Consider the following 11,963-nt stretch of genomic DNA (forward strand, 5'->3'; position numbering starts at 1 on the left):
GCGGTTCAGAACAGGTTGACCGGCACTTTGAGATAGACCTGCCCATTACCTTCCGCCGGAGGCAGTTGGCCAGCCCGCATGTTGACCTGTACCGAAGGCAGAATCAGCCGGGGCATTTCCAGGGTGGCATCGCGTTCGGTGCGCATCTTCACGAACCGTTCCTCGGAGATCCCTTCATGAACGTGCACGTTCGCACGGCGTTGCTCTGCCACGGTGGTCATATGCTGATAGGTTTCACGCCCCGGCGCCTTGTAGTCGTGACACAGGAATATGCGGGTCTCCGGCGGCAGGGCCAGGACCTTCTGGATCGACCGGAAAAGGGTTCGCGCGTCTCCTCCGGGAAAATCGCAGCGGGCGGTGCCGTAATCCGGCATGAACAGGGTATCGCCGACGAATGCGGCGTCTCCAATCACATAGGTCAGGCAGGCAGGAGTGTGGCCCGGTGTGTGCAGCACACAGACCTCCAGATTGCCGATGTCCACGCGGTCACCTTCCTCGAAGAGCCGGTCGAACTGGCTGCCGTCACGGGCGAACTCAGTGCCGGCGTTGAAGGCCTTACCGAAAATGTTCTGCACTTCGACGATGCGGGCTCCGATACCGGTTCTCCCGCCGAGATGCTCCTGCAGATACGGCGCGGCGGACAAATGGTCTGCATGAACGTGGGTTTCCAGAATCCACTCGACAGCCAGGCCTTCGCGAAGAATATAAGTAATGATGTTATCGGCGGAACGAACCTCCGTGCGCCCGGACGCGTAGTCAAAGTCCAGTACCGAGTCAATAATGACGCAGGCCGTACTGTCCGGGTCACGGACAACGTAGCTGAAGGTATTCGTTGGCTCGTCAAAAAAATGCTGCACGACTGGGCTCGTCATGGCTTCACCTCCAGGGGAGACTTAAATTTATAGGCATAAGGATATACCCATTATGAATAAGAGGTGAAATGATCTTTTTTTATGGGCGAAATACCCCTGATGCATCAACGAAACAATTCCTGCCCGCCTCCTTTGCCAGATAGAGGTGGTGATCCGCTTTGCCGATCACCGGGTCCGGACTGGAAGGAATCGTCGGCAGGTCCGTTACCGCGGCAATGCCCGCACTGACGGTGACCTCAATGGGCAAGTCTTCGAAAACAAACTCATGCCCACGCACCGCCAGCAGGATCCTGGCAACCATACCGCCCACATCGTCCGTGTCGTCCAGCGCAAACGCCACCATGAACTCTTCCCCGCCAAAGCGAGCCACCACATCCATGCTGCGGGTATTTTCCACCAGAATTCCGGCGAACTCGGTCAGCACATAATCGCCGGCAAGATGCCCCAGCGAATCATTGATCTGCTTGAAATGGTCGATATCAAACATCGCCACGGCAAACGGTTCGTGCTTCCGGGCCGCCCGTCCCAGCATTTCCTCCAGGCGCGGCATCAGGTAGCGACGGTTGTGAAGTTCGGTCAAGGGATCCCGAATGGACTGGCTGAGTAGCTTCTGCTCCAGGTTATGGCGCTCCAGTGCGCCGGACAGCAAGCCGGAAACAATGATCAGGAGATCGCCCTGATCCTCACGCCAATTTCGCTTTTGCAGTGAATCCACGCCAAAAAAACCGGTAACGCGCCCGCGGATCTTGACCGGCACAGCAAACATGGAGCTTACGCCACGGCGTTCCAGTATCTCTTTCTCCCCGCCAGCAATATCAGGCAATCCAGACGCGTCAGGTATGAAGACAACCTTATCAGTGCTCACCATTCCGCTAATCTGCTGCTGCCACCACTGCAAATTTCCAATATAGACGCTCTGCTGTCTGTCAATCAGGGCGGGAACACCAGGGCCTACCCACTCATGGGTGTTGGCCATGGACTGGTAATCGTCTGAAAAACTGAACAGGTAGGCGCGATCGACTTCAAAGAACTGCCCCATGGTTTTCAGCAGTTCGCGTATACACTCATCGATGGTTCCGAACTGCAGGTTGATAAATTCCTTCGACAGGTCGGCGATCAGCTTCTGGAAACCCGCCTGATACGAATGCTCCGTTTCACTCTCACGCAGAACCTGCTCCAATTCCTTGTATTGCTGGATATTGTGAAACTGACCGTACCACAGGGTACTGCCATCGCTCAGTCGCTCCGGTTCGGAGTGGCCTTCAAACCACTGGTACTCTCCGGTCGTGAGCTTCAGCCTGGCGCAGTGCTCCCACGTCGTCAGATTACGAGCGGAAGCCTGGATACTCTCGCCAACACCGGCCAGGTCATCCGGATGAACAATCCCAAAAATGGCATCCGCACTTTTCTGCAATGCCTCAGGTTCCAGCCCGAACCAATCAGCCACCCGCCTGCTAACATAAGGATACCGATGCTCACCCCCGTCAGCACTCAACCAGTAGGTATAGAGAATGACGGGTACGCTGGCTGTCAGCTTGTTATAAAATTCTGGCGAGTTCTGGCCTGAGCCATCGCTATCCTTTTGATCATGCATAAAACTGCGTGACTCCTCTCAAGGGAGCCGTTTTTCCGGCGGCCTTCAAAAAAAGTGTAGAGTATGGCAACAAATCCCGCGAGCATGCCCCCGGAGCAGCATTTGAGCACCCATACAAACCCCGCATCCCGTGAATGGCAGGCCTTCTGGCTCGCGATTGGTTTCCTCACCCGGATACCAATGCTGACCCAGATCGATTACTCACAACGCCTGATGAACCAGAGCAGCCTTTATTTCCCGGTCGTCGGCCTGCTCCTGGGCGCATGTTATGTCGGCGCCTACACCTTATTGACCCTTGCCTTCAGTCCGCTGATCTCGATTGTATTGGTGGTCATCCTGCACCTGTGGCTGACAGGGGCCTTCCACGAGGATGGCCTGGCAGACAGCGTGGATGCACTGGGTGGTGGATATACGCTCGAAAAACGTCTGGAGATCATGAAGGACAGCCGAATTGGCACCTACGGCACAGCGGCACTGGTGATGGCCCTGGTGCTGAAAGTCGCCCTGCTGGCCGAGGCAAGCCCCGTCTGGCTGGGACTTTTGGCCGCACCCATGGTGGCACGTCTCACACCACTTTTGATCATGGGCTACCTCCCATACGTGACCGATCCGGACAAGAGCAAGAGCAAACCGGTTGCCGATGGCTTTTCGCGAACCCGGCTGGCGATTGCCGCGACCTTCACTGTTTTTGCGTCCCTGGTACTGGTTCTGTACGAACCCTGGCTATTGTTGTGGGGGCTGTGTGCAACCCTGGGAGTTGCCCTGGTTTGGGGAAGCTACCTGCGCAGCCAATTGGGCGGCTACACCGGCGATACCCTGGGCGCCAGCGTGGTGTTCTCCGAACTTGTCCTGTTGCTGGGCCTGACCATCTGACCGCGACACGCTCAGTTCCGAATCCGGCGAGTTTTCCCGGCCAGCACTGGTACACTTTCAGACATGGACACATTGACTGATGATCTCTGCTACCAGGCGCTGCAAACCCGGGATGCCCGTTTTGACGGTCGCTTCTACACCGCCGTACTGACCACCGGCATCTTCTGCCGCCCCATCTGCCCCGCGGTAACGCCCAAGCGGGGCAATGTGCGCTTTTACCCGTCGGCGGAAGCGGCCATGGCCAATGGTTTCAGGCCGTGCCTGCGATGCCGCCCGGAAGCCGCTCCTGGCAGCCCGGCTGCTGCCGGCGTGCATACCACGCTGGCACGAGCGGTGAGGCTGGTGGAGGAAGGCGCCCTGGACACCCGTTCAGTACCGGAACTGGCTGAACGCCTGGGCATTACCGATCGCTACCTGCGCCAGCTCTATAAGCGCCACACCGGCGTAACGCCCCAGCAACATGCCCAGGCCCGACGCCTGTTACGGGCAAGGCAGCTGATCGTGGACAGCAACCTGAGCATGACCGAGATTGCCGAGATCGCCGGTTTCCGCAGCCTTCGACGCTTCAACCATACTCTGAAAGAAACCTATGGCGATGCTCCCACAGCCTATCGCCGTGGCCCTGGACGGCCGGCCAGCAACAGCCGCCGCAGCCCCGACGATCCCTTCAAGCCGGCTCGCGATGATCTCGTCCTGTTCCTGCAGGCGCGACCGCCCTTTGACAGCGATGCCCTGCTGGCGTTCTTCCGCGCCCGTGCCATTCCCGGGTTGGAAGCAGTGGGCGATCAGTATTATGCCCGTGCGATACAGTTCACTGGTCAGCCGGGGCTGGTGATCTGCCGGCCGCGCGCTGACCAGCCAGGTATGCAGGTGATTCTCAGGGGGCCGGCACGGCAGGCCATCCTCGAGGTGAGCGAGCGGATACGCCGGCTATTCGATCTGGACGCAGACCTGTCCACCATCACCAGCCTCCTGTCCCAGGATCCACTGTTGCGCCCCATCGTTACACAGCATCCCGGCCTTCGCGTACCCGGATGCTGGGACCGGTTCGAGTTCGCCGTGCGGGCTATCCTGGGCCAGCAGATATCCGTAACCGCCGCCCGCACAATTGCCGGTCGGCTGGTCGCCCGCCATGGAACTCCCCTTCCGGAAGACCTGGCGGCTGGCACCGGCATCACTCATCGATTCCCGGAGCCAGCGGACCTGGCAGCGCAACCACTGGATAAACTGGGACTGCCCCGCAGCCGGGCAGACACCCTCGCCCGGGTCGCTGCAAGGTTTGCCGAACCCGGTTTTGCCGAGTTGGATGGCAGTACCCTGCTGGAGCAGCTAGCCCCCCTTCGCGGTATCGGTCCCTGGACACTCAACTACCTGGCCCTGCGCGGCCTGTCCGACCCCGACGCTTTTCCGGCCAGCGACCTGGGCATCCTCAAGGCCTCAGCCAGCCTTGGCGGACCAGCCAACGCCAAAGCCCTTACCCGTCACGCTGAACGCTGGCGCCCGTGGCGGGCTTATGCCGCCCAGTATTTGTGGGCCACGCTGGCCGACCATCCACCCCGGCAGGAGACCACACCATGAACACAGTCATCAGTATCAGCCGCTTTCCCAGCCCCGTTGGCCCCCTGAGTCTGGCCACGGTGGATGGCAAACTGGTCCACCTGGACTTCGACGGCAACGAAGACCGTATGCACGCCCTGCAGGCCCGGCGATTCCATCATCCTCAGTGGCGGGAGCAGCCGCACTCCGCGCCCGACGCCATCACCGAGTGGCTGGAGGCCTACTTCGCCGGAGAGCTTCGGCCCCTGCCAAGAGAGCAGATCCAGCTGACCGGCACCGACTTCCAGCAACGCGTCTGGCAGGGGCTCATCGACATCCCGGCGGGTGGACATCGTTCCTACAGCGCCCTGGCCGAAACCCTGGGTAACCCCAAAGCGGTACGCGCCGTGGCCCGGGCCAATGCCCTCAACCCGGTGGCGATCCTGATTCCCTGCCACCGGGTCATTGGTGCCAACGGTACCCTCACCGGGTACGCCGGCGGTCTGGAACGCAAGGCCTGGCTGCTCGACCACGAGGCAAGGTACCTGAAGGCCGTTTAATCCAACGGGGCTGGGCATTTGCGTCGATAACGGCCACAATCACGGCACGGATGTCCCTTGTCAGGATAAGGAGCCCAGCCGAACATGCCACCACACTCGCCCCACACCCAGCCCCCGGGCGCGCAGGAAGACAAACGCGCGCTCTGGTCCTGGGCGCTGTACGACTGGGCCAACAGCGCCTTCTTTACCATCATTCTCACTTTTGTCTTTGCCCAGTACTTCAGCGTATCGGTGATGCAGGACGAGGTGGCGGGCACCAATGCCTGGGGTAACATCGTGGGCATTTCCGGTATCTTTATCGCGATCCTGGCACCGATACTGGGCGCCATTGCCGACCAGTCCGGGCGGCGCAAACCCTGGTTCATCACCTTCACCCTGCTGTGCGTGCTGTCTTCCGCCATGCTGTGGACCGTCACTCCGGAGCAGGACCAGTTCTGGAACGCCGCGCTATGGGTCGGTCTGGGCACGCTCGGCGCTGAATTCGCGTTTATCTTCTACAACTCCATGCTGCCGGACCTGGCCAGCCGGGAACGCACCGGCCGCTGGTCCGGCTGGGCCTGGGCACTGGGTTACGTGGGCGGTGTTACAAGCCTGGTAATCGCGCTGTACGGTTTTATCGAGACAGACGCCAGTCTCTTCAACCTCGACCGGGATCAGGCCGAACACGTTCGCGCTACCTTCGTGCTCGTGGCTGTCTGGTATTTGGTGTTCGCCCTGCCGGCCTTTATCTTCATTCCGGACCGGCCATCCACTGGCCTGGGTCTGGCGGCTGCCACCCGGGCCGGCTTTGCGCAACTGAAGGAATCCATCGCTCACGTCCGCCAGTACAAGGATATTGTGCGCTTCCTGATTGCCCGCATGCTGTACACCGACGGTCTGGCCACCATCTTTACGTTCGGGGGCGTGTACGCCGCCGGCACCTTCAACATGAACCCTACTGAAGTGTTGCAATTCGCCATTGCCCTGAACGTGACGGCAGGGCTGGGCGCCCTGGGGTTTGCGTGGATTGACGACGCCCTGGGTGGCCGCAACACCATCCTGTTGTCGCTAATCGGGCTGGGCAGCAGTGCGCTGGCCATCCTGGTTGTGGATGGCGCGACTGCGTTCTGGGTGTGGGGCATGATCCTGGGCATTTTCGTGGGGCCGCTGCAATCCGCCAGCCGGTCACACCTGGCCCGCGTTGCCCCACCCCACCTTCAGACCCAGATGTTCGGTCTGTTTGCCTTCTCCGGCAAGGCCACCGCGTTCGCCGGCCCCCTGCTGGTGGGCTGGGTCACAGCCGTCACCGACAGTCAGCGCTGGGGCATGAGCACTATCCTGGCATTCCTGCTGATTGGTTTCCTGTTGATGCTGACGGTACCCGCAACCGAAACCAAGGAGGTCGAAGAAACCACCTAACGCCCGCCGCTTTCCGGCGGAGCCCACAGCGGCACTTCCTCCCGGCTGGGAGGTTGCCAGTCCTGCTTCATCACGTGGCTGAGGGTGTCTTCCAGCTTCATGAACAATTCGCCGTAACGGGGGCTAAAGCTGATTCCGGATTCGATATCCTTCCAGGCTTCGTGCAGTTCAGCCTCATGGGCTTTCTCGTTGTTCACAAAGGCCCAGGTCATCTGACGGGCGCGCAAGGGGTGTACGCCAAATGCCGTCAGTGCCTGACCGCCCAGCTCCAGCGCGGAATGATAGGTTTCGCTCACCACGTCATCGGCACCCGCGTCCCGCAGATCATACCCATGGCCCCGATCAAAGGCTCGCGCCAGAATCCAGACACCCGGGAAGTGTTGTTTGACATGGTGTACCAGGGCTACTGCCCGCTCCCGGTCATCAATGGCCACCACCAGCAGGCGGGCGTCGGCGATACCGGCGGTTTCCAGCAGGTCCATCCGGCTGGCGTCGCCAAAGTAGCTCTTGATATTGATGCGCCGCAGGTTCTCAATCTGGTCCAGCGCCAGATCCAGGGCGACAATCGGTATGTTGTTGGCCCGCAGCAGACGGCAGACAATCTGGCCGAACCGTCCCACCCCGGCCACAATCACCGGCGCCTGTTCCTCGATGGTGTCCGCATCACGCTGCTCGTTACGGGCTTCGCGGTATCGCGGCAGGATCAGGCGGTCATAGGCGATGAACAGTAACGGCGTGAGGAACATGGACAGCGCCACCACCAGGGCCAGCACCTGGGCAATATCCATGGGTATCACCCGGTTCTGCATACTGTAGGTCAGCAGAACAAACCCGAATTCACCGGCCTGGGCCAGTCCCAGGGTAAACAACCAGCCGTCCCGGCCACGGAGGCCAAACAGCAGCGCCAGCAACAGCAGAACTCCGGCCTTGACCACAATCACCAGCAGCCCCAGCGTCAGCACCGTGCCCCACTGCGCCGACAACACATCGAAATTGATGCCGGCGCCCACGGTGATGAAGAACAGGCCGAGCAGCAGCCCCTTGAACGGCTCAATGTTGGCCTCGAGCTCATGACGAAATTCGCTGTTGGCCAGCACCACGCCGGCCAGAAAAGCACCAAGGGCGGGTGACAGGTTCACCACACTCATCAGCGCAGCAATGCCGATCACCAGCATAAGCGCCATGGCGGTAAACACCTCCCGCATGCCGGACTGCACCACATAACGGAACAGCGGTCGGCTCAGGTAGTGACCACCCACGATCACCGTCGCCACCGCGCCAATCACGACCAGCGCATGGGCCCAACCGGGCAGATCCGCCACCAGGCTGAAACTGCCGTGCTGGTCCGCTTCTGCCGAACCAACCGCCGCCAGCCCCGACACCGCCAGCAGCGGAATGACGGCCAGCATGGGAATCACGGCAATGTCCTGGAACAGCAACACCGAGAAGGCCCCGCGACCACCCTCGGTCTTACTCAGCCCCTTCTCGTTCAGGGTTTGCAGGACAATAGCGGTGGAGGACAGGGAAAAGATCAGGCCCACTGCGATGGTGGTTTGCCAGGGCAGGCCCAACCACCAGGCGATGGCCATGCCCGCAACGGAGGTCAGCACTACCTGTAGACCACCCAGCCCCAGTAAACGGACCCGCATGGCCCACAGGGATTTCGGATCCAGCTCCATGCCCACCAGGAACAGCATCATCACCACGCCAAATTCGGCGAAATGCTGGATTGTGGCGGTTTCCTGGCCCACCAGACCGGTCACCGGCCCGATCACCACCCCGGCCACCAGATAGCCGAGCACCGACCCCAGCCCCAGGCGCTTGGCCAACGGTACCGCGACAACCGCCGCCAACAGATAAATAAACGCCTGGATAAAGTATTCCGTCATCGATGCTATTCCGTTTCCGATTGATCGTTCGGGTCACGCCCCGCCTTCGCACTCTTCTGCTGCACCCTGTCAGGTTAGCGAAGGATCAAATTTTCGGAAACCGTTCTTTCCGGACTTCTTGACTGCATACATGGCCTTGTCAGCCTGGGACATCAGCGAACAGAAATCGTCAGCGGTGCCAGGAAACGCTGAAATGCCGATGCTGCAACCTACGGTGACCGTTCCCCTGTTCAACTCCACCGGCTCGCTGACCTGGGCGATAATGCGTTCCGCAAGGGGCTCAAATGGATAACTTTCGGAATCGTCCGCGGTGCCTTCCACCAGAAAGGCGAATTCATCGCCCCCCACTCTCGCCACCATTTCACCCGCGCGCTGGATCTTCCGAAACCGTTCCGAGATTACCTGCAGCAGGTGGTCACCAGCCATGTGTCCATACTGGTCATTGACTTCTTTGAAGCCGTCAATATCGACCAGGTAAAGCACCACCTCGCCTGCCTGGTTCCGTCGTTGCAGGGCAATGGCGGACTCGAGGCTTTCTTCAAATGCCGCCCGATTGTGCAAGTCGGTGAGTGAATCGTGGGAAGCCTTGTAGAGTATTTCCGCCTCCTTGCGGCGGTCTTCGGTGATATCGCGGGCAATGGCAAACAGTTTGGTCGTGACACTGGAAATGGCGGGACAGTACCAGGCAATCCATCGCCAGCTCCCTTCCTTGGCGCGATAGCGATTTTCAAAGCTGACGCTGTCATGCCCTTCTCCCAAGCCCTCCAGCTCTCTGGTCGTTCTGGCGACATCCTCCGGATGCACGAAGTCCAGAAACGGACGCGAGATCAACTCCTCTTTCGAATAACCCAACGTATTGGCAAACGCCGAATTCACCCGTTTGAAGTAACCATCCAATCCGGCAATGCATAGCATCTGAACAGAATGTTCAAAGAACCACTCCCACTCCTTCAGGCTGCGGTCGTATTCCTCCAGTTCGCTGGACATTTGCAGCTTGGTATCCAACAAGTCTTCACGTTCCCGCTCCAACACCCTGAGCCGGCTCTCAAGATTCTCCAACCGCTCGGCCTTTTCACGCAGCCTGGCGATAACCTTGTTATCCGGATCATCCGCCTTACCCATAGGCGCCAGCCTCCAAACTGCGATTTTCGCCTGTCGGGGAATATCGCCAGGTGCAAAAACGTAAGAGCCCACACTTTCAACATAGCACTCGCAATTGGAACTGTGAACAAATGTTCAATTATAAGGATGGGCAACCTGTGTACGGATTCGAGCCTCAACCTTTGGGCACGTACGACCGGACATCCCAGCAGAAATAGCGTTTCAGGACACTGTTGGCTTCATGCTCTTTCTGGCGCCAACCGTAGACCTTGGGCTTGCTGGTCTCAATGGCGAGTGTACCAAACACCAGCCAGTCGTAAATCGCCAGCGTGGAGGTCACATTCTTCGCTGAGTTGGGGCCACGGGCATGGTGATGATGGTGCTGGGTCGGGAACACCAGTACATGAGCCAGCGCCCACATGGTCTTGCGCACCCAGGCCCAGCGATGGTTATGGAAATACAGATCGTAATTCCAGTTGACGTGGGTATGGGCCGCCCACAAACCCTTGAATGCCGTGGCAATCAGAAAGACATCCACCAGCCCCAGGTAAAGACACAGCAACTGGAAGGTATAATTGGGCATGATCAGCCACCAGGCCCAGCCGTTGACGAATGTCTGGGTCACCGACAGCTGCCCTTTGTTATCCGTACCGCCAGACATGTGGTGTGGCCGGTGACTCATCTTGTAGAACGCCTGGACCCACTGAAGGATTCGGTTGTTGGGGCGACGCCGGTGAGCGAACAGGTGGAAGCTGCCGTGAATGAACTCCTCCACACAGAAGAAAACGATCAACGTCGGCCAAAAATACGCCTGTTCAAGCCAGGCCAGTGAACCGGCACTACCCGGGATCAAAGTCGAAAGACCCAGTGTCAGAAGCAGCAGCACCAGTGGACGCTGAACCGCCACCATCATGAAGGTGGCGAGAAATGCCATCCGCCAGTCCTGCTTGTTTTTTCGTCCCTCGCGGGTACGACCACTGACCACTTCCCACAGGGCGGTCGCTATGATGAAAGACGTTACCAGCATCGTCAGTTTTTGATCGTCCATTATTATTCTCCCAGACATTGTGTGCAGGTATGTCTTTTGACCTTAATGACGCCCGATATATTTTCCTATTCAATATTTGGTATAAGTATTATCCATGAAACTGAACTTACGCAGTGTCGACCTCAACTTGCTGCCCGTATTCGATGCCATCATGGAAGCCGGTCAGCTCTCCCGCGCCGCAGAGACTCTGGGTATGAGCCAGCCGGCCATCAGTGCCGCCCTGCAACGTCTGCGCCACACCCTGGGCGACCCTCTGTTCGTGCGCACACATCAGGGCATGCTACCTACGCCCCGGGCACGGGAGCTTCATGACAGCCTCAGCCAGCAACTGGCCGCACTGCGTGACACCCTGGACCCGGCCAACCGTTTCGTGCCCGCCACCAGCCAGCGTCGCTTTCGCGTGCTCAGCAATGACTATTTCGAGATGGTGGTGTTGCCTCCGCTTCTGGCACGCCTGCAAACGGAAGCGCCGGGGGTAGTGGTGGAAGTGGCATTGGCCGGTGACGACGTGCCGCAGACCCTCTGCACGGCACAGGCCGATCTTGCCGTGGACGCCTTTGGCACCGAGAACGACCAGCTGCACCGGCAGGTGCTGATGACGGAGAAACTGGCGGTCGTGGCGCGGCAGGGGCACCCGACACTGCGTGGCAGCTGCACCAAGCAGCAGTTTCTGGAGGCTGAGCACGTCGTACTGCCGGACCGGAACCGACGCCTGCCGCTGGATCAGATCCTCAACGAACCCGGCTGGCAGCGCCGCACCGGGGCGCGGGTCACCCAGTTCGCCAGTATGCTGGCCACCTGTAGCCGGTCCGACATGATCGCCACCGTCCCGGAGCGCATGGCACAGCAATACGCCGAGGCCCTGGGACTACAGACCCTGCCTTTTCCGATCGACATTCCCCCACTACCGGTCTACCTGATGTGGGCCCCGGTGCTCGATAACGACCCCGCCCATCTATGGTTTCGGCAGCGCTTGCTTGAAAGTGTCGTGGACTGATTGAATGGGTATATCTGGCGGCGGTCTTTCAAGACTTATGGCCCCGAAATCGGGATAATACCAGCCAGTACCCAATAGCCCGCTCAATTCTGTAA

General features: G+C 59.5%; 10 protein-coding genes. 5 read left to right on the plus strand and 5 right to left on the minus strand.

Annotation, left to right across the window (positions count from 1 at the left end; all coding sequences use genetic code 11):
- Positions 1 to 5: 5 nt before the first annotated feature.
- Together ACQUWM_RS14230 and ACQUWM_RS14235 are read right to left on the minus strand one after the other, a co-directional pair.
- Positions 6 to 872 (minus strand): MBL fold metallo-hydrolase, encoded by an 867-nt coding sequence (locus ACQUWM_RS14230; RefSeq protein WP_407001549.1) that lies wholly within the window; start codon positions 870 to 872, stop codon positions 6 to 8.
- Positions 873 to 951: 79 nt separating this feature from the next.
- The gene (locus ACQUWM_RS14235) at positions 952 to 2,466 is read right to left on the minus strand and encodes a diguanylate cyclase (RefSeq protein WP_428922602.1); all 1,515 of its coding nucleotides are present in this window, start codon (positions 2,464 to 2,466) and stop codon (positions 952 to 954) included.
- Between the two features lie 102 nt (positions 2,467 to 2,568).
- Here ACQUWM_RS14235 and cobS point away from each other — a divergent pair, with 102 nt between their 5' ends.
- The 4 genes from cobS to ACQUWM_RS14255 all read left to right on the plus strand — a co-directional run bounded on the left by cobS (position 2,569) and on the right by ACQUWM_RS14255 (position 6,833).
- On the plus strand, positions 2,569 to 3,339 hold the full coding sequence (gene cobS, locus ACQUWM_RS14240) for an adenosylcobinamide-GDP ribazoletransferase (RefSeq protein ID WP_428922603.1): 771 nt from the start codon (positions 2,569 to 2,571) through the stop codon (positions 3,337 to 3,339).
- A 63-nt stretch (positions 3,340 to 3,402) separates the two neighbouring features.
- The gene (locus ACQUWM_RS14245) at positions 3,403 to 4,917 is read left to right on the plus strand and encodes a DNA-3-methyladenine glycosylase 2 family protein (RefSeq protein ID WP_428922604.1); all 1,515 of its coding nucleotides are present in this window, start codon (positions 3,403 to 3,405) and stop codon (positions 4,915 to 4,917) included.
- The gene (locus tag ACQUWM_RS14250; protein WP_428922605.1) at positions 4,914 to 5,435 is read left to right on the plus strand and encodes a methylated-DNA--[protein]-cysteine S-methyltransferase; all 522 of its coding nucleotides are present in this window, start codon (positions 4,914 to 4,916) and stop codon (positions 5,433 to 5,435) included. The genes ACQUWM_RS14245 and ACQUWM_RS14250 overlap by 4 nt, the downstream gene beginning before the upstream one ends.
- Before the next feature lie 84 nt (positions 5,436 to 5,519).
- Entirely contained in the window at positions 5,520 to 6,833 is a 1,314-nt protein-coding gene (locus tag ACQUWM_RS14255) for an MFS transporter (RefSeq protein ID WP_428922606.1), read from the plus strand.
- Here ACQUWM_RS14255 and ACQUWM_RS14260 read toward each other — a convergent pair.
- The 3 genes from ACQUWM_RS14260 to ACQUWM_RS14270 all read right to left on the minus strand — a co-directional run bounded on the left by ACQUWM_RS14260 (position 6,830) and on the right by ACQUWM_RS14270 (position 10,871).
- Positions 6,830 to 8,722 carry a monovalent cation:proton antiporter-2 (CPA2) family protein gene (locus ACQUWM_RS14260; RefSeq protein WP_407001555.1) on the minus strand — a complete coding sequence of 631 codons (1,893 nt, stop codon included), beginning with the start codon at positions 8,720 to 8,722 and terminating at the stop codon, positions 6,830 to 6,832. The genes ACQUWM_RS14255 and ACQUWM_RS14260 overlap by 4 nt on opposite strands.
- A 69-nt stretch (positions 8,723 to 8,791) precedes the next feature.
- Positions 8,792 to 9,844 carry a diguanylate cyclase domain-containing protein gene (locus ACQUWM_RS14265; RefSeq protein ID WP_428922607.1) on the minus strand — a complete coding sequence of 351 codons (1,053 nt, stop codon included), beginning with the start codon at positions 9,842 to 9,844 and terminating at the stop codon, positions 8,792 to 8,794.
- Positions 9,845 to 9,998: 154 nt separating this feature from the next.
- A complete protein-coding gene (locus ACQUWM_RS14270) occupies positions 9,999 to 10,871 on the minus strand; it encodes a sterol desaturase family protein (protein ID WP_428922608.1) in 873 nt (290 codons plus the stop codon).
- A 94-nt stretch (positions 10,872 to 10,965) separates the two neighbouring features.
- On the opposite strand from ACQUWM_RS14270, the gene ACQUWM_RS14275 reads away from it, so the two are divergent.
- Complete coding sequence (locus tag ACQUWM_RS14275; RefSeq protein WP_428922609.1) at positions 10,966 to 11,868, plus strand: LysR family transcriptional regulator; 903 nt, start codon at positions 10,966 to 10,968, stop codon at positions 11,866 to 11,868.
- Positions 11,869 to 11,963 lie beyond the last annotated feature (95 nt).

This window comes from Marinobacter sp. DUT-3, from assembly GCF_050379435.1.
GTDB lineage: Bacteria > Pseudomonadota > Gammaproteobacteria > Pseudomonadales > Oleiphilaceae > Marinobacter.

Coding starts and splice junctions, on each gene's coding strand:
- ACQUWM_RS14230 (WP_407001549.1), bottom strand. CDS start 872: ATGACGAGCCCAGTCGTGCAGCATTTTTTTGACGAGCCAACGAATACC.
- ACQUWM_RS14235 (WP_428922602.1), bottom strand. CDS start 2,466: ATGCATGATCAAAAGGATAGCGATGGCTCAGGCCAGAACTCGCCAGAA.
- ACQUWM_RS14245 (WP_428922604.1), top strand. CDS start 3,403: ATGGACACATTGACTGATGATCTCTGCTACCAGGCGCTGCAAACCCGG.
- ACQUWM_RS14250 (WP_428922605.1), top strand. CDS start 4,914: ATGAACACAGTCATCAGTATCAGCCGCTTTCCCAGCCCCGTTGGCCCC.
- ACQUWM_RS14255 (WP_428922606.1), top strand. CDS start 5,520: ATGCCACCACACTCGCCCCACACCCAGCCCCCGGGCGCGCAGGAAGAC.
- ACQUWM_RS14260 (WP_407001555.1), bottom strand. CDS start 8,722: ATGACGGAATACTTTATCCAGGCGTTTATTTATCTGTTGGCGGCGGTT.
- ACQUWM_RS14265 (WP_428922607.1), bottom strand. CDS start 9,844: ATGGGTAAGGCGGATGATCCGGATAACAAGGTTATCGCCAGGCTGCGT.
- ACQUWM_RS14270 (WP_428922608.1), bottom strand. CDS start 10,871: ATGGACGATCAAAAACTGACGATGCTGGTAACGTCTTTCATCATAGCG.
- ACQUWM_RS14275 (WP_428922609.1), top strand. CDS start 10,966: ATGAAACTGAACTTACGCAGTGTCGACCTCAACTTGCTGCCCGTATTC.